Origin of the sequence: Solimonas terrae, from assembly GCF_011067135.1 — a bacterium.
Lineage (GTDB): Bacteria > Pseudomonadota > Gammaproteobacteria > Nevskiales > Nevskiaceae > Solimonas > Solimonas terrae.
Window position 1 is genome coordinate 15272 of sequence record NZ_JAAMOW010000002.1, and the last position, 18139, is coordinate 33410.

The 18139-nt window shown below is 66.1% G+C and carries 14 protein-coding genes; 8 read left to right on the forward strand and 6 right to left on the reverse strand.

Going from position 1 to position 18139, the window contains the following annotated elements; translation table 11 throughout:
• Positions 1 to 97 precede the first annotated feature (97 nt).
• Together G7Y85_RS03670 and G7Y85_RS03675 are read left to right on the forward strand one after the other, a co-directional pair.
• Complete coding sequence (locus tag G7Y85_RS03670; RefSeq protein ID WP_166251979.1) at positions 98 to 4474, forward strand: M36 family metallopeptidase; 4377 nt, start codon at positions 98 to 100, stop codon at positions 4472 to 4474.
• Between the two features lie 54 nt (positions 4475 to 4528).
• The gene (locus G7Y85_RS03675) at positions 4529 to 5095 is read left to right on the forward strand and encodes a DUF6438 domain-containing protein (RefSeq protein ID WP_166251982.1); all 567 of its coding nucleotides are present in this window, start codon (positions 4529 to 4531) and stop codon (positions 5093 to 5095) included.
• Between the two features lie 63 nt (positions 5096 to 5158).
• Here G7Y85_RS03675 and zapE read toward each other — a convergent pair whose 3' ends face one another.
• The 3 genes from zapE to G7Y85_RS03690 are packed head-to-tail and all read right to left on the reverse strand — an operon-like array spanning position 5159 to position 8346.
• A complete protein-coding gene (zapE, locus tag G7Y85_RS03680; RefSeq protein WP_166253278.1) occupies positions 5159 to 6229 on the reverse strand; it encodes a cell division protein ZapE in 1071 nt (356 codons plus the stop codon).
• A gap of 17 nt (positions 6230 to 6246) precedes the next feature.
• Positions 6247 to 7566: a D-arabinono-1,4-lactone oxidase gene (locus G7Y85_RS03685; protein WP_166251985.1), complete on the reverse strand. Its 1320-nt coding sequence runs from the start codon at positions 7564 to 7566 to the stop codon at positions 6247 to 6249.
• A 36-nt stretch (positions 7567 to 7602) separates the two neighbouring features.
• On the reverse strand, positions 7603 to 8346 hold the full coding sequence (locus G7Y85_RS03690) for a lysophospholipid acyltransferase family protein (protein ID WP_166251988.1): 744 nt from the start codon (positions 8344 to 8346) through the stop codon (positions 7603 to 7605).
• Positions 8347 to 8366: 20 nt separating this feature from the next.
• Here G7Y85_RS03690 and xerD point away from each other — a divergent pair, with 20 nt between their 5' ends.
• From xerD to G7Y85_RS03715, 5 genes are all read left to right on the forward strand, one after another.
• Positions 8367 to 9290: a site-specific tyrosine recombinase XerD gene (xerD, locus tag G7Y85_RS03695; RefSeq protein ID WP_166251991.1), complete on the forward strand. Its 924-nt coding sequence runs from the start codon at positions 8367 to 8369 to the stop codon at positions 9288 to 9290.
• An 84-nt stretch (positions 9291 to 9374) separates the two neighbouring features.
• On the forward strand, positions 9375 to 10139 hold the full coding sequence (locus G7Y85_RS03700) for a DsbC family protein (RefSeq protein WP_166251994.1): 765 nt from the start codon (positions 9375 to 9377) through the stop codon (positions 10137 to 10139).
• A 247-nt stretch (positions 10140 to 10386) separates the two neighbouring features.
• The gene (gene mprF / locus G7Y85_RS03705; RefSeq protein ID WP_206675482.1) at positions 10387 to 12897 is read left to right on the forward strand and encodes a bifunctional lysylphosphatidylglycerol flippase/synthetase MprF; all 2511 of its coding nucleotides are present in this window, start codon (positions 10387 to 10389) and stop codon (positions 12895 to 12897) included.
• Positions 12894 to 14381 carry a virulence factor family protein gene (locus G7Y85_RS03710; RefSeq protein ID WP_166252000.1) on the forward strand — a complete coding sequence of 496 codons (1488 nt, stop codon included), beginning with the start codon at positions 12894 to 12896 and terminating at the stop codon, positions 14379 to 14381. The genes mprF and G7Y85_RS03710 overlap by 4 nt, the downstream gene beginning before the upstream one ends.
• On the forward strand, positions 14378 to 15055 hold the full coding sequence (locus G7Y85_RS03715) for an HAD hydrolase-like protein (protein ID WP_166252003.1): 678 nt from the start codon (positions 14378 to 14380) through the stop codon (positions 15053 to 15055). The genes G7Y85_RS03710 and G7Y85_RS03715 overlap by 4 nt, the downstream gene beginning before the upstream one ends.
• On the opposite strand, the gene gloA2 is transcribed toward G7Y85_RS03715, so the two are convergent.
• The 3 genes from gloA2 to G7Y85_RS03730 are packed head-to-tail and all read right to left on the reverse strand — an operon-like array spanning position 15040 to position 17096.
• Positions 15040 to 15435 carry an SMU1112c/YaeR family gloxylase I-like metalloprotein gene (gene gloA2, locus G7Y85_RS03720; RefSeq protein WP_166252007.1) on the reverse strand — a complete coding sequence of 132 codons (396 nt, stop codon included), beginning with the start codon at positions 15433 to 15435 and terminating at the stop codon, positions 15040 to 15042. The genes G7Y85_RS03715 and gloA2 overlap by 16 nt on opposite strands.
• A complete protein-coding gene (locus G7Y85_RS03725; protein WP_166252012.1) occupies positions 15423 to 15587 on the reverse strand; it encodes a hypothetical protein in 165 nt (54 codons plus the stop codon). The genes gloA2 and G7Y85_RS03725 overlap by 13 nt, the downstream gene beginning before the upstream one ends.
• 51 nt (positions 15588 to 15638) lie before the next feature.
• Complete coding sequence (locus tag G7Y85_RS03730) at positions 15639 to 17096, reverse strand: glycosyltransferase family 2 protein (protein ID WP_166252015.1); 1458 nt, start codon at positions 17094 to 17096, stop codon at positions 15639 to 15641.
• 107 nt (positions 17097 to 17203) lie between these two features.
• Here G7Y85_RS03730 and G7Y85_RS03735 point away from each other — a divergent pair, with 107 nt between their 5' ends.
• Entirely contained in the window at positions 17204 to 17779 is a 576-nt protein-coding gene (locus G7Y85_RS03735; RefSeq protein WP_166252018.1) for a cytochrome b, read from the forward strand.
• The last annotated feature ends 360 nt before the right edge of the window (positions 17780 to 18139 follow it).

The window sequence follows — 18139 nt, forward strand, 5'->3', positions numbered from 1 at the left end:
CCCCGCTGGTCCGAATCCTCCCTGCGGTGCACCCTCGACCCGTGCCGTACCAACAAACGGGGCGTGCGGCGCGCACTTCGAACTTCAGGGAGCTTTCATGATCAAGAAGACTGCAATTGCAGCCGCGGCCTGCGCGCTTGCGGCCGGTTCCGGTGGCGCCGCTGCATCCGTTGCACGTGTGCCGCAATACGATCAGTTTCTCGCGTCGGCGAATGCCGTCGGGGCTGGCAGCTCGGCGAAGCGCAGCTTCGAGCAGCAGGGCAAGCTGGCGCGACATCTGACCGCAAAGCTGAAGAGCGCGGATGTCGGCCCGCGCGGTCTCAGATCCAATTTCGATGCCCGCCTCGGCGGCAATACCTTCCTCTGGATCAAGAACGGCAGCGCGGTCGCCGCGAAGTCTGCGACGGCGCCGGTGAAACGTTCGGCGCTGGCGGACAATGTCGGCCGCGCGGCGATCAAGGCCAATGCATCGGCGCTGGTCGCCGGACGCACGGCCATCGACAGTGCCAAGCTGGTCGACGTGCAGGACGACGGCAAGGGCATCGTCGTTGCCCGCTACCAGCAGCGTGTCAACGGCCTCGAGGTCTTCAACCGCCAGATGGCGGTGCTGATGGACCACGATCTGTCGCCGAAGGCGATTTCCGGCTACTTCGCGCCGGAGGCGCAGCAGCTCGCTGCCAAGAAAAATCCGGGAAGCTTCTCGCGCAGCGGCGCCGACGCCGTGGCGATCGCTTTCGCCCAGCTCGGCGGCCAGCTGTCGCCGGCCGCCTTGCAGATCCGCAAGACCGTCGGCGACTACTCGCTGTACAACATTCCTGCGATGTCCGGTGACTACCGCCTTGCGGCCGCTCCGCGCGTGAAGCAGGTGCTGTATGCGAGCAAGGACCGCCTGATTCCCGCCTACTACGTCGAGATTTCCGGTGGCCCCTTCGACCAGGGCCCGAAGGACCAGTACGCGTTCGTCATCGATGCCGACAGCGGCAAGGTCTTGTTCCGCAACAGTCAGGTCGCCTACGAGGCCTATACCTACGGCGTCTACGCCGACGCGGACGGCATTCACAAGCCCTACGACGGTCCGCTGGGCAACGATCTGGAGCCAGTGACCGCGGGGCCGACCGGACCGTTTGTCCGTACGCCCGCGATACCCAATTACCTGACGCTGACCAGCGGTCCGATCGCGAGCAACGATCCCTGGCTCGGCGCCGGCGCGACCGAGACCACCGGCAACAACGTCGACGCCTACCTGGACCTCGACGACTACCTGCTTTCGGACGGCCAGACTCACGGTCCCTTCGACGGCTATACGCCGGAGAACGGACAGGACTTCCGCGGCGCGGCACTGCCGGGCGGGCAGTTCGTCTACCCGTACACGCCGGATGCCGATCCGGCGACCCACCAGCAGCGCGAGGCGGCGGCGGTCAACCTGTTCTACATGAACAACTGGCTGCACGACTGGTGGTACCACAACGGCTTCGACGAAGCGGCCGGCAATGCCCAGCTCGACAACTATGGCCGAGGTGGCGTCGACGGCGACCCGATCCACGCCGAAGGTCAGGACGGTTCCGGCACCAACAACGCCAACATGGCGACGCCTTCCGATGGCGGCTCGCCGCGCATGCAGATGTACATCTTCAACGTCGTCGAGAGCAAGCTGACCGTCAACAGCCCGGCGTCGGTGGCCGGCGTGCTCGACCACGGCACCGCCCAGTTCGGTCCGCAGACCTTCGATCTGACCCAGGATGTGGTGGCCGCCGTTCCGGACGATGGCTGCACGCCGTTGACCAATACGGCGGCGGTGTCCGGCAAGATCGTGCTGATCGCCCGCGGCGCCTGCGCATTCACCAGCAAGGTCAAGGCCGGGCAGGTGGCGGGCGCTGCTGGTGTGATCATCAGCAACAATGCCGCTGGCGGCGGTCCGATCGGCTTTGCCGGCACGGATGCGACGATCACGATTCCGTCGCTCGGCATTTCGCTGGAGGATGGCGACGCGCTGCGCGCTGCGCTCGTCGACGGGCCGGTCAACGTGACCATGCACGAGCTGACGAAGACCAATCGCGACGGCACGATGGACAACGGCATCATCGCGCACGAGTGGTTCCACTACGTCAGCAATCGTCTGGTCGGCAATGCGAACGGCCTGTACAACAATCAGGGCCGGTCGATGGGCGAGGGCTGGAGCGATTTCTCGACGATGATGCTGATCGTGCGTCCCGAGGATCGTCTGGTGACCGGCAACGACCACTGGCAGGGCGTCTATTCGACTGGCACCTACGTCGACGACAACCAGTATTTCGGCATCCGACGTGCGCCGTACTCGACCGACATGGCGGTCAATCCGCTGACGTTCAAGGACATCGAGGACGGCGTACCGCTGCCGACCTCCGCGCCGATCGCCTTCGGTCAGGGCGGCGTCGACAACGCCGAGGTCCACAACTCCGGCGAGATCTGGGCCAACGTCCTGTGGGAGATCTACGCCGCCCTGCTCAACGATCCGCGCTACAGCTTCGATCAGGCGCAGGACCGCATGAAGGATTACGTCATCGCCGGCTTGAAGATGACGCCGAATGCGCCGACCTTCCTGGAAGCGCGCGATGCGTTGCTGGCGGTCGCCGCGGTCAAGGACGAAGGCGATTTCGAATTGATGGCCAAGGCCTTCGCCAAGCGCGGCATGGGCTTTGGCGCGGTGGCACCGGATCGTGGCGACGACACCCACGCCGGGGTTGTCGAAAGCTTCACGCCTTTCGGCAGTTCGTTTGCGGTCGACGATGTATCGATGGACTTCGCGTTCGACAACGGCCTGCAGGGTTACTGCGATCTGGACGGCGTGCTGGATGCCGGCGAGACCGCGCAGCTGACGCTGACGATCCGCAGCACCGGCACGAAGCCGATCAGCGGGCCGATCACGGCGCGTCTGTCGCGGCCGGCCGGCGTCTCGTTCCCGGAAGGCGACACCATCACCTTCAACTCGCTCGGCCTGATCGGCGACACGATGACCGGCACCGTACTCGTCCGCCTCGATCGGGCCAGCACCGCCCAGAGCCTGCCGCTGCAGATCGAATTCCTGCCGGTTGACGGCGATGACAGCGTCGTCGAGCCCGATGTCGCGGAAATCGACCTGATCGTCAACTACGATCTCGTGCCGGCGACAAAGTCGGACGGCATGGAAAACCCGGTGACCTCGCAACACGACTGGACGGTCGGCGATCTGGCGGCATCCGGGCTGCCGTCGTGGAGCATCGTCGATGGCGCCGACCTCGACGGCGACGGCTCGTTCTTCGATTCCGGCCATGTCTGGTATGCCCCGGACAACGATGCGACCTCGGACGTGGTCCTGACGACGCCCGATCTGGTGGTCGGCAGCGGCACGTTCACGTTCGGGTTCACGCACTATTTCCAGATGGAACTGGCCGGGTACTACCCGGACGGCACGCCGGTCGGCTGGGACGGCGGCATCATCGAAATGAGCGTCGACGGCGGTGCCTGGCAGGATGCACTGGAGTCGGTCGACTTTCCGGCCGTCGTCACCCAGGGGACGGGCTACAACGGCAGCGCGATCGTCTTCGATCCGGTGAATTATCGTGACGCATTCGTGGACTACAACACCAATGGCTTCGAGCCGGTGACCTTGAGTTACGGCACCGCGCTGGCCGGACACCACGTCCGCCTGCGCTTCCACGAAGGCAGCGACGAAGCCAGCGGCGAGTTCGGCTGGGTGGTCGACAACGTGCATTTCACGGGCATCACCAACAAGCCGTTCTCGGCGATCGCCGACAACGCCATGGACTGCACCAACCGGCCGACGCATGTCGACGCGGGTGCCGACACGAGCACGCCCGGCGCCAAGTACGGCGAGACGCGCGATCTGTCGCTCAGCGGCACCGTCAACGATCTCGACGGCACGAGCGGACTGACCTACGCCTGGACCCAGGTGTCGGGTCCGACGGTGACGATCTCGGGTGCCGACACGCTGACGCCGAGCTTCCGCGTGCCGCGTGTCGATGCGGACACGGATCTGGTCTTCCGGCTGAGCGTGGACGACGGCAGCCAGACGACGAGCGACGATGTGACCGTCACGGTCGGCGAATCGCCGCTACCGCAAGCCGATGCCGGAGCGGACCAGACGGTGGCCGGCGCGAAGAAGAACGACAAGCCGACGCTGATGCTGAACGGTACGGTCACCGACGTCGCCAGCACCGACGGGCTGACGTATCAGTGGACGCAGGTGTCCGGTGATTCGGTGGCGCTGACCGACGCCCAGACCCTGACGCCGACGATCCGCGTGCCCTATGCCAGCGCCGCCAAGGCGCTCGCGTTCCGGCTGACGGTATCGGACGGCACGCACTCGACGTCGGACGACGTGACCGTCAACGTCACGCCGTCGCCGAAATCGAACGGCGGCGGTGGCAGCTTCGGCCTCGGCATCCTGCTGTTTGCGCCACTGGCCCTGCTGCGTCGGCGCCGCCGGCTGCGTTAAGCAACGGGCGATATGCTCGCACGCGGGAGCCCTTTCCCGCGTGCGAGCCTTTTCATGCATATTTCCTCGCTGACCGGTCTGGCGCTGTTGCTTGGCCTTGTGTCCTGTGCGACCGCGGGATCGCGACAGGCCCCGGCGCCGCCCCCGACCGCGACGGTCGACGCGCCTGCCGCGGTCGATCAGAGCCCGCTGCCGCGCGAAGGCATGCAGATGAGCGAGTTCTCGATTTCCATGCGGCGCGGTGCCTGTTTCGGGCGCTGTCCGCAGTATCGCGTGACGATCGACGGTGCCGGCGGCGTCGAGTTCGTCGGCGATCGCTTCGTCAATGCATTGGGCTCCTTCCGAGGAAGGGCCGACATGGCGGCGGTTGCCGAGCTGCGCCGCAAGGCCGCCGACGTGTTTGCGACACTCGCCGATGTCGTGCCTGGCGCTGCCGGCTGCAGGCACTACGCGACCGATCATCCGCAGATCACGCTTGAATTGCGCACGGCCGAAGGTGTGCGGACGCTGCGACACGACAGCGGTTGTGCAGCGCCGCCGGCGGCGCTCGGCGAACTCGAACAGCTGATCGACAGCACCGCGCAGGTTGACGAGTGGGTCAGCGGGCGTGCCGTCCGCTGAATTCGAGCAATTGCGGATCGCCCTGCGCAGGATGGGCCGTCGGTGTGGCGAGCCGCCGGACGATCAGGCGAGATGCGGACGTGCGAGATATTCCTCGGACTGCATTTCCGTCAGCCGCGACAGCGTGCGCTGGAACTCGAAGCGTGATTTTTCGCCGACGTAGAGCTGATCCATCGCCACGTCGGCCGCGAGCAGCAGCTTGACGCCGCGATCGTAGAACTCGTCGACCAGATTGACGAAGCGCCGAGCGGCGTCTTCGCGGAAGGCGTTGAGCTGCGGGACGCGCGAGATCAGCACCGTGTGATGCGTGCGGCCGATCTCGATGTAGTCGGCCGCGCCACGCGGGCCTTCGCAGAGTTCGTCGAAATCGAACCAGACCACGCCGTCGAGTTCGCGTCGCGCGCGGATGATGCGGTCATGGATGCGCAGATCCTGAGCGCCGCCGCCGTCGCTGTGCGCGATCGCGGCGAACCAGCGCTGCAGATCGGCTTCGGCTGCTTCGTCGCAAGGATGCCGGTAGATGTCGGCATGGGTCAGCGTGCGCAGCCGGTAGTCGATGCCGCCGTCGACATTGAGTACGCGCACATTGCGTTTGAGGATGTCGATGAACGGCAGGAAGTTGGCGCGCTGCAAACCGTTTTCGTAAAGCCGTTCGGCGGGGATGTTGCTGGTCGCGATCAGCGTCACGCCGAGGCTGAACAGGTTTTCGAACAGGCGGCCGAGAATCATCGCGTCGGCGATGTCGGAAACGAAGAATTCGTCGAAGCACAGCACGCGCACTTCGGCGGCATATTCTTCGGCCACCAGTTTCAGCGGATCGCGCTCCTCGGGATAGCGCTTGCGACGTTCGTGGACATCGAGCATGAAGCGATGGAAATGCGTACGCAGCTTGCGTGCGAACGGCAGTGCTTCGAAGAACGTGTCCATCAGATAGGTCTTGCCGCGACCGACGCCGCCCCACATGTACAGACCCGTGACCTTCGTCCATTGCTGGCGCCGGAACCAGCGCCGCGGCGGGGTCGCCAGCAATTCGTCGTAGACCGCCTGCAACGCATCCACGGCCTGGGCTTGTGCGGCGTCGCGGCTGAAATCGCTGCGCGCGAGGTCGTGTTCGTAGCGCGAGCGCGGCGCCAGCGGGAATTCGTGTGTCATCAGCGCAGGGTGACGCCGAAGATGCGACCGAGATGAGGGTTCAGGAACAGACCGTGCGGATCGAGTTCGGCGCGCAAGCGGCAGAACTCGTCGAAGCGCGGATAGAGTGCGCGCAGTACGGCGGCGGTCTTGTCGTGTGCCGAGCCCCAGTGCGGGCGGCCGTCGACGCGATCGAACAGCTCGGTCGCCGCCGCGTAGTAGTCGGCATGCGCGACGTCGCGATAGGCCGGCAGCGAGATGCAGACGCTGTCGCGCTGATAGTGCGGCGACAGCCAGGCGTCGTCGCCGCGCACGAAGCGGATCTCGATCGGGACGTGCACGCGCGTGTCGAGTGCGTGCAGCACGCGTTCCAGCTGGCGCAGGACTTCATTGGCGCTGTCGAGCGGCAGGGCGTACTCGAGATGTTGCAGGCGCGTCCGGCGCGGGATGCGATAGGCGTCCTCGGCATTGCGCACGCTGCTGTCGGCCGGAATGCCGGTCGCCAGCAGCTTGCCGGCGTATTCGGCAGCCTGCGAGGAGCGTCGCGCCAGCGTGCGCAGGCTGCGCAGCACGACCTGCTCGTGAAACAGCACGCGCGCGGCATGCGGCGTCAGCGCGCTGCTCGGCGCGCTGCGCACCTCGTCCGTATAGCGTTGCCGCACGATGTTCGCGTAGGGGAACCAGTGCAGTTCGAAGTTGCGATGCTCGCGGCGCAGGTCGGTCAGTCGCGTCACCGTCTCGCCGAACGAGGCACGCTTCGAGCGCACGCACAGCCGGTAGTGATCGACGCACTGCAGCTCGACATGCGTGATGACGCCGAGCGCGCCCAGCGAAATGCGCGCGGCATCGAACAGCTCGCGGTTCTGTTCGCGCGAGCAGCTGCGCACCGAACCGTCGGCAAGCACCAGGCGCAGGCCGGTCACCAGACTGGCGAGGTTGCCGAAGGGCAGGCCGCTGCCGTGCGTGCCGGTGGCGAGTGCGCCGGCAATCGTGACCTTGTCCCAGGACGGTGCATTTTCCAGCGCCAGTTCGAGGTTGGCGATCTCGTCGCCGAGGCGGCGCAGGGTCGTGCCGGCGCGCACCCAGACGCGCGAGCGCTGCACGTCCACCGATTCGATGCCGCGGAAGTGCCGCAACGACATGTGGTTGTCGTCGCTTGCACACAAGGGCGAGAACGACGCGCCGCTGCCGATCACGCGCAGGCGCTGGCCTTCATCGGCGGCGCGCACGACGTCGGCCTGGATTTCTTCCAGCGTGACCGGTTCGGAGCAATACGCCGGTTCGCAGCGCACGGCGCCGGACCAGTTGCTCCAGGAATGCGGATGATCGAGACGCTTCATCGGACGGGGTCGGGGGGAATGCATCTGCAATTGAATTCAGTCTTCGCGGTCGGCGTCGGCAATATCAAGGCGTTCCGGTTCGCCGGACAATTGCAGCACAGCATCGCGCGCTTCGGCACGCAATACGAGTGCCGCATCGCGATCCTTGCCGATCGGGTGCAGTGGTCTGCCGATTTCGATCTCCAGCCTGCTCCAGCGCGGCAGCCGCCGGCCGCCGCCGTACAGGCGGCGAGAGCCGCGGATCGCCGCCGGCACTACCGGGACATCGCAGCGCGCCGCCATCATGAACGCGCCGACCTTGAACGGCAGCAGCCCGGGCTCCGGCTTGAACGTGCCTTCGGCGAAGATCGCCAGCGGTTCATTTGCGCCGAGCTTGTGCATCAGGGCCCGCGTCGTCCGCGCACCAGCGCGCGCGTCGCGGCGATTGACATAGATCACGCCCATGCGCGTCAGGCATTGGCCGACAAGCGGCCAGCCGGCCGCGCCGTCCTGGACGACGAAGCTGTAACGGCGCGGCAGCGCGGCGGTGAGCACGATGCCGTCGACGTAGCTGGCATGGTTGCAGACGACGATCGCGGCCCCGGCCGGCAGGTTCCCGATGCCGCGTACCCGCAGCGGGACGCCGATGCAGGCCATCATCAGACGCACGCAGAAGCGGCCGGTTTCGCGACGGATCGTCAGCGTCGGGCCGATGATCACGGCGATGCAGACGGGCGGAATCAGCAGCGCCAGGGCAAGCGCCGCCAGCGGGGCATAGATCAGATCGAGAAGGCGGCGCATGGACCGCTATTATAGAAACGATGCGCGCCGAAACTCCCCGTCCCAAGCTCGCCGATCGGCCGACCGATGAGGATGGCGCGGCGATCGAGCGTTTTCTCGACCGTCTCTGGCTGGAGCGCGGCCTGTCGCGCAATACCCAGGCCAGCTATCGCTCCGACCTGTCGCTGTTGGCTCGCTGGCTCGTGCTGCGCGGCACGCCGTTGACGGCTGCCGTCGAAGCGGATCTGCGCGACTACTTCGCCGCCGCCCGCCGCAGCCCGCGCACGCAGGCGCGACTGCTGTCGGCGCTGCGCCAGTTCTACCGCTACCTCAACGCCGATCGACAGCGCGAGGACGATCCGAGTGCCCGCCTGGAGTCGCCGAAACTCGGTCTGCGCCTGCCCAGGACCCTGAGCGAACTGGACGTGCAGCGATTGCTGGATGCGCCGGTCACGGACGATCCGCTGGGCATGCGTGATCGCGCCATGCTCGAGCTGATGTACGCCAGTGGCCTGCGCGTCAGCGAGCTGGTGACGCTCAAGCGTGCCGGCATCGATCTGCGCCAGGGCGTTGTGCAGATCGTCGGCAAGGGCGGCAAGGAGCGCCTGGTGCCGACCGGCGAGGAGGCCATGCACTGGGTCCAGCGCTACGTGGCCGAGGCCCGCGGCGAGCACGCCGGTGCCGGCGTCGACGCCCTGTTCCTGACGGCGCGGGGCGAGGCGATGACACGCCAGAATTTCTGGATGCGCATCAAGCGCCACGCCCTCAACGCCGGTATCCGCAGCGCCCTGTCACCGCATACCCTGCGTCACGCCTTCGCCACGCATCTGCTCGAACATGGCGCCGACCTGCGATCGGTGCAGGCGCTGCTCGGCCACGCCGACCTGTCGACCACGCAGATCTACACCCATATCGCCCGTGCGCGCCTGCTGGAACTGCACGCCCGCCACCATCCTCGGGCCTGATTCCCCCACTGGCGGCGCTGAACTGCAGGCGGGCGCTGCTGTCATAATGCCGGCCTGTCTGCCGCCTTCTTTTCGGACCCGTCGATGAAACCCTCGTTGCGTACCTCGATTGCCTTTGCCGCGCTCGCGGCCCTGACCGCCTGCGCGCCGAAGCAGGGTTCCCAGATCGATACGGTGCGGGCGAGCCTTCAGGAAGTCCTGCCGGGCCTGAAGGCCGATGCCGTGCGTCCGTCCAGCGTGCCCGGTCTTTACGAAGTGCAGGACGGCTCCAACTTCGGGTACGTGACCGCCGACGGCAAGTACATGATCGAAGGCGATCTGCTGAACCTGAAGACCGGCGAGAGCCTGACCGAGAACCGTCGCAAGACCGACCGTCTGACCAAGCTTGCCGAGCTTGGCGAGGACAACATGATCGTCTTCGCGCCGGAAGGGCAGACCAAGCACGTGGTCACCGTGTTCACCGACGTCGATTGCGGATACTGCCGTCGCCTGCATAGCCAGATGGCACAGTACAACGCCGAAGGCATCGAGATTCGCTATGTCTCGTACCCGCGCACCGGGCCGGATTCGGAGTCTTTCCGCAAGGCCGAGGCGGTGTGGTGCTCGGCCGATCGCAAGACGGCATTGACCGAGGCCAAGCTCGGCGCGCCGGTCAGCGGCGGCGAGAAGTGCGCGGACATCGTCCATCGCGAATGGGACCTCGGCAACGACTTCGGCCTGCGCGGCACGCCGCTGCTGGTGCTCGACGACGGCAGCATCGTCAACGGCTATCTGCCGCCGGACGCGCTCGAACAGCGGCTTGACGCACCGCCCGGCTCGGTTTTCAACGGCCAGCCGCGCCAGGGCTGAGACGACGCCGGCCTGCTCGCGCCCGCCGGTGCCGGCGATCTTCTGATCGGCACCAGAACCGGCTGGCACTCCGCTAGAATTTTCCCGCCGTCGTCGTCGTGACGCCGGCGCTCAACCACTGTTTCAAGTCCGTTGCCGGGGTCGTCGTTTCGCGATGTCGGATTCGTCTTCTCTCAGTACCGGAGTACGGCAGCCGCTGCCGCCGGAAGTCCCGCGTGAGTTGAGCTGGACCCGGCTCCGCACCGGCATGACGATCGTCGCCGCCGTCGTGTTGACGGCGCTGATCCTCTACGCGCTGCAGCACCTCACGAAGGAAATCCGCTACAGCGATCTGCTGGCGGCGATCCACCGCACCTCGGCGACGCGCATCCTGCTGGCGATTGCCGCGACCGCGGCCAGCTTCCTGACCCTCAGCGGCTACGATTTTTCGAGCCTGCGCTATATCGGCGCCGCGGTGAAGCCGCGCGTCGTGGTGCTGACGTCGTTCATTGCCTACGCGCTCGGCAACACCGTCGGCCTCGGCGTGCTGACCGGCGGCGCGGTGCGCATGCGCATGTACAACGCCGCCGGGGTCGAAGCGCCCCAGGTTGGTCGCGCGATCGCCTTCAACGCGCTCGCGTTCGGTGTCGGCATCTCGACGCTGGGTGCACTGGGCCTGTTGTGGGGTGGCAAGCAGGTCGCCGGCATCGCCGGCCTGTCGCCGAACCTGTTGCGCAGTGTCGCCGTGCTGCTGCTGATGGCAGTGGCCGCCTTCCTCACTCTGTGCGCGGCAAGGCCGGAATTGCCGCTCGGTCCGAAAATGACGCTGCGTCTGCCGGCGGCGAAGCTGGCGCTGCAGCAGCTGGCGATCTCGGTGGTCGAACTGGTGTTCTCGGCGGCGGCGCTGTGGTTCCTGCTGCCACATGCGGCGATCGGCTTCCCCGGCTTTCTCGCGTTCTACGCGATCGCCATCACGCTCGGCATCATCAGCCACGTTCCCGGCGGTCTGGGGGTGTTCGAAGCGACCATGCTGCTTGCGTATCGCGGCGATCTGCCGATCGACCGTCTCGCCGGTGCACTGGTCCTTTATCGCGGCATCTACTATCTGCTGCCGCTGCTGGTGGCGGTGGCGACGCTGGCGATCTTCGAAATGCGCGTCGGCGTCGCCGCGCCGGTGACGCGCGCCGCGGCGCGCCTGTCGCCGATGTTCCTGTCGGCGTTCTCGCTGGTGATCGGCTGCATGCTGCTGGTGTCCGGCGTCACGCCTGCCAGCGACGCAGCCTCCGATCTGCTGGCCTTGAAAGTGCCGCTGCCGCTGGTCGAAGCCTCGCACTTCATCGGCAGCATTACCGGCGTCGCCTACCTGTTTCTCGCGCGCGGCATGCTGCACCGGCTCGATGCGGCCTGGTGGGCGGCGCTGGTGCTGACCATCGTCAGTTTCGTGCTGGCCCTGCCGAAGGGCATCGCGATCGGCGAGATGGTGCTGCTGGCATTCCTGTTCATCACCCTGTCGGCGTCGCGCCGCGAGTTCTACCGGCGCGCGTCGCTGCTCTCGCAAAGTTTTTCGCTGGCCTGGTTCATCGCCGTCGGCTGTCTCGTGGCGGGCGTGTTCTGGGTACTGTTCTTCGCCTATCGCGACGTGCCCTACGGCAGTGAGCTGTGGTGGCAGTTCGCGTTCGACGCACATGCGCCGCGCTCGTTGCGGGCGATCACCGGCATTGCGGTGGTCATGCTCAGCTACGCCTTCTGGCAATTGCTGCGGCCGACCTCCGGCAGCATGCTGCGTCCGAACGCCGAGGAGCTGGCCCGGGCACAGGCCATCATCCGCCGTCAGCCGCGCGCCGAGGCCTTGCTGGCGATGACCGCCGACAAGGGGCTGCTGTTCTCGGCCTCCGGCAATGCCTTCCTGATGTACGGCAAGCACGGTCGTTCCTGGGTCTCGCTGTTCGACCCGGTCGGGCCGAGCAAGGAATGGCCCGAGCTGATCTGGCGCTTCATCGAAATGGCGTCGGCGCATGGCGGCCGTGCCGCGTTCTATCAGGTCCGTCCGCAATCACTGCCGGTCTACCTCGACGCCGGCCTGCACGCGCTGAAACTGGGTGAATACGCCGCGGTGTCGGTGCCGGAGTTCACGCTCAAGGGCAGCGCGCGTGCCAACCTGCGGCATGGCGCCAGCCGTGGCGAACGCGAAGGTCTGAGCTTCGAATGGCGGGAAGGCGAGGCTGTGGCCGAATGGCTGCCGGCGCTGCGCGAGGTTTCCGGTGCCTGGATGAAAGAGCACGAAGCGCGCGAGAAGAGCTTTTCGCTGGGCCGCTTCGACGACCGCTACCTGTGCAGCGGCGGCGTCGGCGTGGCCCGGCACGGCGAGCGCATCGTCGCGTTCGTCAGCATCCAGATCACCGATCAACGCATCGACTCGGTCGTCGATCTGATGCGCTACGTTCCGGACGCGCCGAAAGGCACGATGGACTATCTGTTCGCGCAGACGCTCGCGAAACTGCAGTCGCTCGGCTATCAGAGTTTCGGCCTCGGCATGGCGCCGATGTCCGGCATGATCGATCACCCGCTGGCGTCGCGCTGGCATCGTTTCGGCCGCCTGCTGTTCGCGCACGGCGAGCAGTTCTACAACTTCCAGGGTCTGCGCGCGTTCAAGGAAAAGTTCGCGCCGGAGTGGGAGCCGCGCTATCTGGTGGCGCCCGGAGGCCTCGGGCCGTTCTTTGCGCTGACTGATATCGCCGCGCTGGTCGCCGGCGGCTTCAAGGGTGTGATCGGCAAATGATGCGTCGTCTGGTCTGCGCCCTGGCGCTCGCTGCGTTCGCGGTGTCGGCAGCCGCACATCCGTCGTCCCACAGGCAGCGGTCTTCGCATGCCCGGCACGTCGGCGAGCCGCGGCCGCCACCGCCGGTTCCGCTGGCACCCGGCGCGCGCGAAATGATCTCGCACGGCCGCTTCGACGGTGTGGCGATCTATCCGCCGCAAGGCAAACTCGCCAGCTTCGCGTTCGTGCTGTCCGGTGCCGACGGCTGGCAGGCGCGGGAAATCGAAATCGCACAGCAACTCAGTGCGCGCGGCGCGCTGGTTGCCGGCATCGACACGAAGCGGCTGTACGCGGCGCTGGAAGCGGCCGACGACGACTGCCTGTTCCTGGACGGCGACTTCGAGAATCTCGGTCGTTTCATCGAGGCCTATGAAAACGTGCCCGGCTACCTGCCGCCGATCCTGGTTGGCGAAGGGCGCGGCGCCACGCTCGCGTACATGCTCGACGCCCAGGGGCCGGTCGGTACTTTCACCGGCGCGATCTCGCTGGGCTTCTGCCCGCAGAGCGGCCTGCGCCGCCCGTTTTGTGCGGCCGATGGCCTGCGCTATGTCGGCGGACCGGTACAGCCGCCGAAGCCCGATCAGCACCTGATCCTGCCCTCGACACCCGGGATTCTTGCGCCGTCGTCGACGCTGTCGGCGCCGTGGACCTGGATCGACGCCGGTGCGCCGGCCTGCGGGGTCGCGATCGATGCCGGCTTCCCGAATCTCAAGCAGGCGCGCCGCATCGTGTCGGCCGCCAGCAATCGCGACCGTCTCTATCTGAAACAGTACGACGCGCTCGCAGCCTCGCTGCAGCATCTGATCTCGGCACCGCCGGCTTCGCTCGCCGATCTGCCGCTGATCGAGATTCCCGACAATGCGCCGGGGGACAGCTTCGCCGTGCTGTTGTCCGGCGACGGTGGCTGGGCCGGACTCGACAAGGATGTCGGCGAGGCGCTGAAGGCGCACGGCATTCCGGTGGTCGGCGTCGATTCGCTGCGCTACTTCTGGGGCAAGCGCAGCCCCGACGTGCTGGCCAGGGATGTCGATCGCATCATTCGCTATTACGCCGCGCACTGGCACCGCGGCCGCGTCCTGTTGATCGGCTACTCGCAGGGCGCCAACGTGCTGCCGTTCGCGTACAACCGGCTGCCGCAGGCAACACGCGACATGATCGCCGTCACCGCGATGATGGGCCTGGAGGCGCGCGCCGACTTCGAGTTCCATGTGACGAACTGGGTCGGCAGCAGTGGCGGCCTGCCGATCGCACCGGAAGTGCACGCACTGGCCGGCGGCCACCCGCTGTGCGTTTACGGCACCGAGGAGGACGACTCGCTGTGTCCCTCACTCGACCCGGCAAAGATCCGGCTCGTGAAACTGCCCGGTGGCCATCACTTCGACGGCAACTACGATCATCTCGCGCAGATCATTCTCGAGACCGCCGGCGTCACCGCGCCGCGATGAGCCGGGCCGTGCGCCACGTGCTGCTCGATCTCGACGGCACGCTGACCGATTCCGAAGAAGGCATCGTGCGCAGCATGCGCCATGCGCTGCTGACAATGCAGAGGCCGGTGCCGGACGACGCTGCGCTGCGCCGCCTGATCGGTCCGCCGACGCATGAGACATTCCGGCGGTTGCTCGGCACTGACGACATGGGCTCGATCGACGAAGCCGTCCGACTGTACCGCGAGCGCTATGCGCGCGTCGGACTGTTCGAGAACCGGCTGTACCCGGGCGTGGCGGAAATGCTCGAAGCGCTGCGGATGCTCGACTGCACGCTGTTTCTCGCGACCTCGAAACCGATCGTTTATGCGCGTCGCATCGTCGCGCACTATGGCCTGACGGCACACTTTGCGGGACTCCACGGCGCCGAATTCGACGGCACGCGTGCCGACAAGACCGAACTGATCGGGCATCTGCTTGAAACCGAACGGCTCGATCCGGAGCACTGCCTGATGGTCGGCGATCGCAAGCACGACATCCTCGGCGCGCGCGCCAATGGCGTGCGCACCTGCAGCGCACGCTGGGGTTACGGCGAACCCGACGAGATTCGTGCCGCGGCGCCGGATTTCGAATGCTTCGCGGCAGGCGAACTGCCGACAGTGGTGCGCATGCTGATCGCTCAGGCATCTTCATAGAATTCCAGCGGCAGTCCATCGGGATCGGCGAAGAAGCAGAAGCGCCGGCCGGTGTATTCGTCGACGCGGATGTCTTCATGTGCGACGCCGTGTTCACGAAGCTGCGCGAGCGCCACGTCGAGGTCGGCGACGCGCAATGCCAGATGACGCAGGCCGATCGCCTCGGGCCGTGACGGCCGCGGTGGCGCGTCGGGAAACGTGAACAGTTCCAGTTGCAAGCCGCCGGGGCCGCGCAGATCGAGCTTCCAGGAGCGCCGTGCGTCGCGATAGTGTTCGGCGATGATGTGCAGGCCCAGCACGTCGACATAGAAACGTTTCGCGCGCGCGTAGTCGCCGACGATCAGCGCGACGTGATGGATGCCGTCGATCACCGAGGGCATGCGGCATTCCCGAGCGTGCCGGTTCGCAGCGCCATCGCCCGGTCGCCGCGGCCGTTTTGTTCAGCCAGCCGCGCCATCGGCTCGAAGTCGTCCGGCGCCGCAATGAGAACCGGCAGATTGCCGTGGATGTCGGAGAGCAGGGAAAATTTCATGTTCGTGCAAGGGCCGATTCCGATGATGGTGCTTGGCAGGTGCCGCCTGGCTTATCCGTCGTGCGCGGCAGTGTTGGCGAGCACGCCCTCACGGTTCTGCCGTGCCCATTGGCGACGTCCGCTCAGGAACGACCACCAACCCATCACCGCGCCGCTGTGACGCAGCAGCTGAAACGAGAACGGCTCGGCGAGCGCAGCGAGCAGCGCAGCGCCCAGGCCGATGCGCCGGGTGTCTTGTACCCACAAGCGGTACCAGCGCACCGACGCCATGTGAAAGGCCAGATCGATGGCGATCTTCGTGCCGATCACGGCGGATACCGGCAGCAGGATCTTGAACTGGCCGCCAACAAGATAGGCAAGCAGCAGCACGAAAGCGCTCAGGCCATAGAACGGCTGCAGCGTATCGACAGCCTTGATGGGCAGCATCAGCGTGCCGAGCTTGCCGTAAGTGTTGCTGCCGACCATCGCGCGATACCAGTACTGCGTCTGCAGGAAACCGCCGAACCAGCGTTGGCGCTGGCGCAGAAAAGCAGGCACGTTGTTCGGCGCGTCGGTGCGGGCCTGTGCGTCGCCGAGCACCCGGAATCGCCAATCCGTGGCGTGTACGCCGGCGTGACGACGCAAGCGATGCACGAGTTCGTAGTCCTCGACCAGGCAATCGGGGTCGAAGCCGCCGACGGCCAGCATTTCCCTGCGGCGGAACCCGGCGAAGGCTCCGGAGATCAGCAGCAGACTCTCGGCGCGCATCCAGGCATAGCGCGAAAGGAAGTTGCGAATGTATTCGTAGGTCTGGAACCACTGCAGGATCGACGCGCCGAACGAACGGCCGCAGATGGGCGTCAGCACGCCGGTGGCGGCGACGAGTTCGGGTTCGGTGCTGAATGCGTGACGAAAAGCGGCGACCGCGTCCGCGTCCAGCAGCGTGTCGGCGTCCACCGTGAGTACGACGTCGGTGTCCAGATGCAGCGCCGCCGCGTTCAGCGCGCGCGCCTTGCCGCCGTGCGCAACGCGTAGCCAACGCAGCGATGGATGCGCCGCCGCCGGCTCGCTCAGGGCATTCGCTGCCGGCATTTCGAGACCGTAGCGCTGGATGAGCAGCTCGGCAGTGCCATCGGTCGAACCGTCGTCCGCGATGACAATCCGATCCGGCGCATCGACCTGCTGCAGCAGTGCAGCAATCGTCAGCGGCAGCGCCGCCGCCTCGTTGTAGGCTGCGACGATGACGCCGAGGCTCACTGGCAGCGTATCTGCTGCCTGCGCCGGTGACTGCGCTGAGGTGCGGGCAAGGTGTCGCAGCTGCCAGCTGACGAACATCAGCAGCACCGTGTCATAGACGATGTAGGCAATGCCGACGGACCAGGCAAACACGCCGCCGAGCCTGAAAGCGGCCAGAATCAGCAGCAGCCACAGCATGAGCACGCAACCGTGGATCAACAGACTGCGCAGCGGCGTGGCGGGCGGCCGCAGGCGCGGCGAGGATTCCATCAGCGCGAGTGTGAGGGTGTCCATGACAGATCTGGATAGCAGGTTTCCAATCAAGTGCAATGGACATGCCGCCGCGGCAATGATCTCAGTTACGCGCTAGTGTTGCATCCAGATTCATTCGGCGTGCTTTCATGTCCAAATCTTCATCGGTGCCGCCATTGCGTTACACCCGCACGGCTGTCGTACTGCATTGGCTGATCGCGGCCTTGATGGTCGTCAACGTCAGCCTCGGTCTCCTGGCGCAGTGCCTGCCGGACAAATGGGTCCGGCTGACGATCGACACGCACAAATCGGTCGGCATTACCGTGCTGGGGCTTGGCATGCTGCGCCTGTTGTGGCGCTTCGCACACACGCCGCCGCAGTACCCGGCACGCTACCGGACATGGGAGCGGCGCCTGTCGATGTTCGTGCACGGTTTGCTTTACACACTGATCTTTGTACTGCCGCTATCCGGCTGGGCGCACGATTCGGCGTGGAACGCCGCCGCTACACATCCGATGCGCCTGTTCGGCATCGTGCCCTGGCCGCGCATCGGCATCATCACGGCGCTTGAGCCGACGCTCAAGGACTCTTTGCACACACTGTTCGGGCAATGGCATACCGTATTCGGCTATCTGCTCTACGCCGCCGTTGGCTTGCACGTCGCCGGCGCGCTGAAGCACCAGTTCGTCGACCGGGAACCGTTGCTGCGACGCATGGGTTGGTAGCGTCCAGAGCGCACCGTGAACGCCCGGCCACGGAGGGCCGGGCCGGGTAAATCGGGAAACGAGCCACGCCATGAATGGCACCACAACCGTGTCGTGGGTTCGAGGCCGCCACAACGCAAAAAACCTCGGCGAATGGCCGAGGGTTCTTCCGGTGTTGGTAGGCGCGATTGCTACCTGAAGTACCGGTAATGTATTTGAATTAAAAGATAATATCGTCGCGCCGAATTGAGAGTTGGTGCGATAGTTGTGCGTTCGGTGCAGAGTATCCAGCCATTTTCAGAAAAGCCAAGCATTGCTGGTGCTGGGCACCTGAGTATTCTTTCCCGATTTGTCCGACGAACGGTCGCTGTGTGCGCAGGA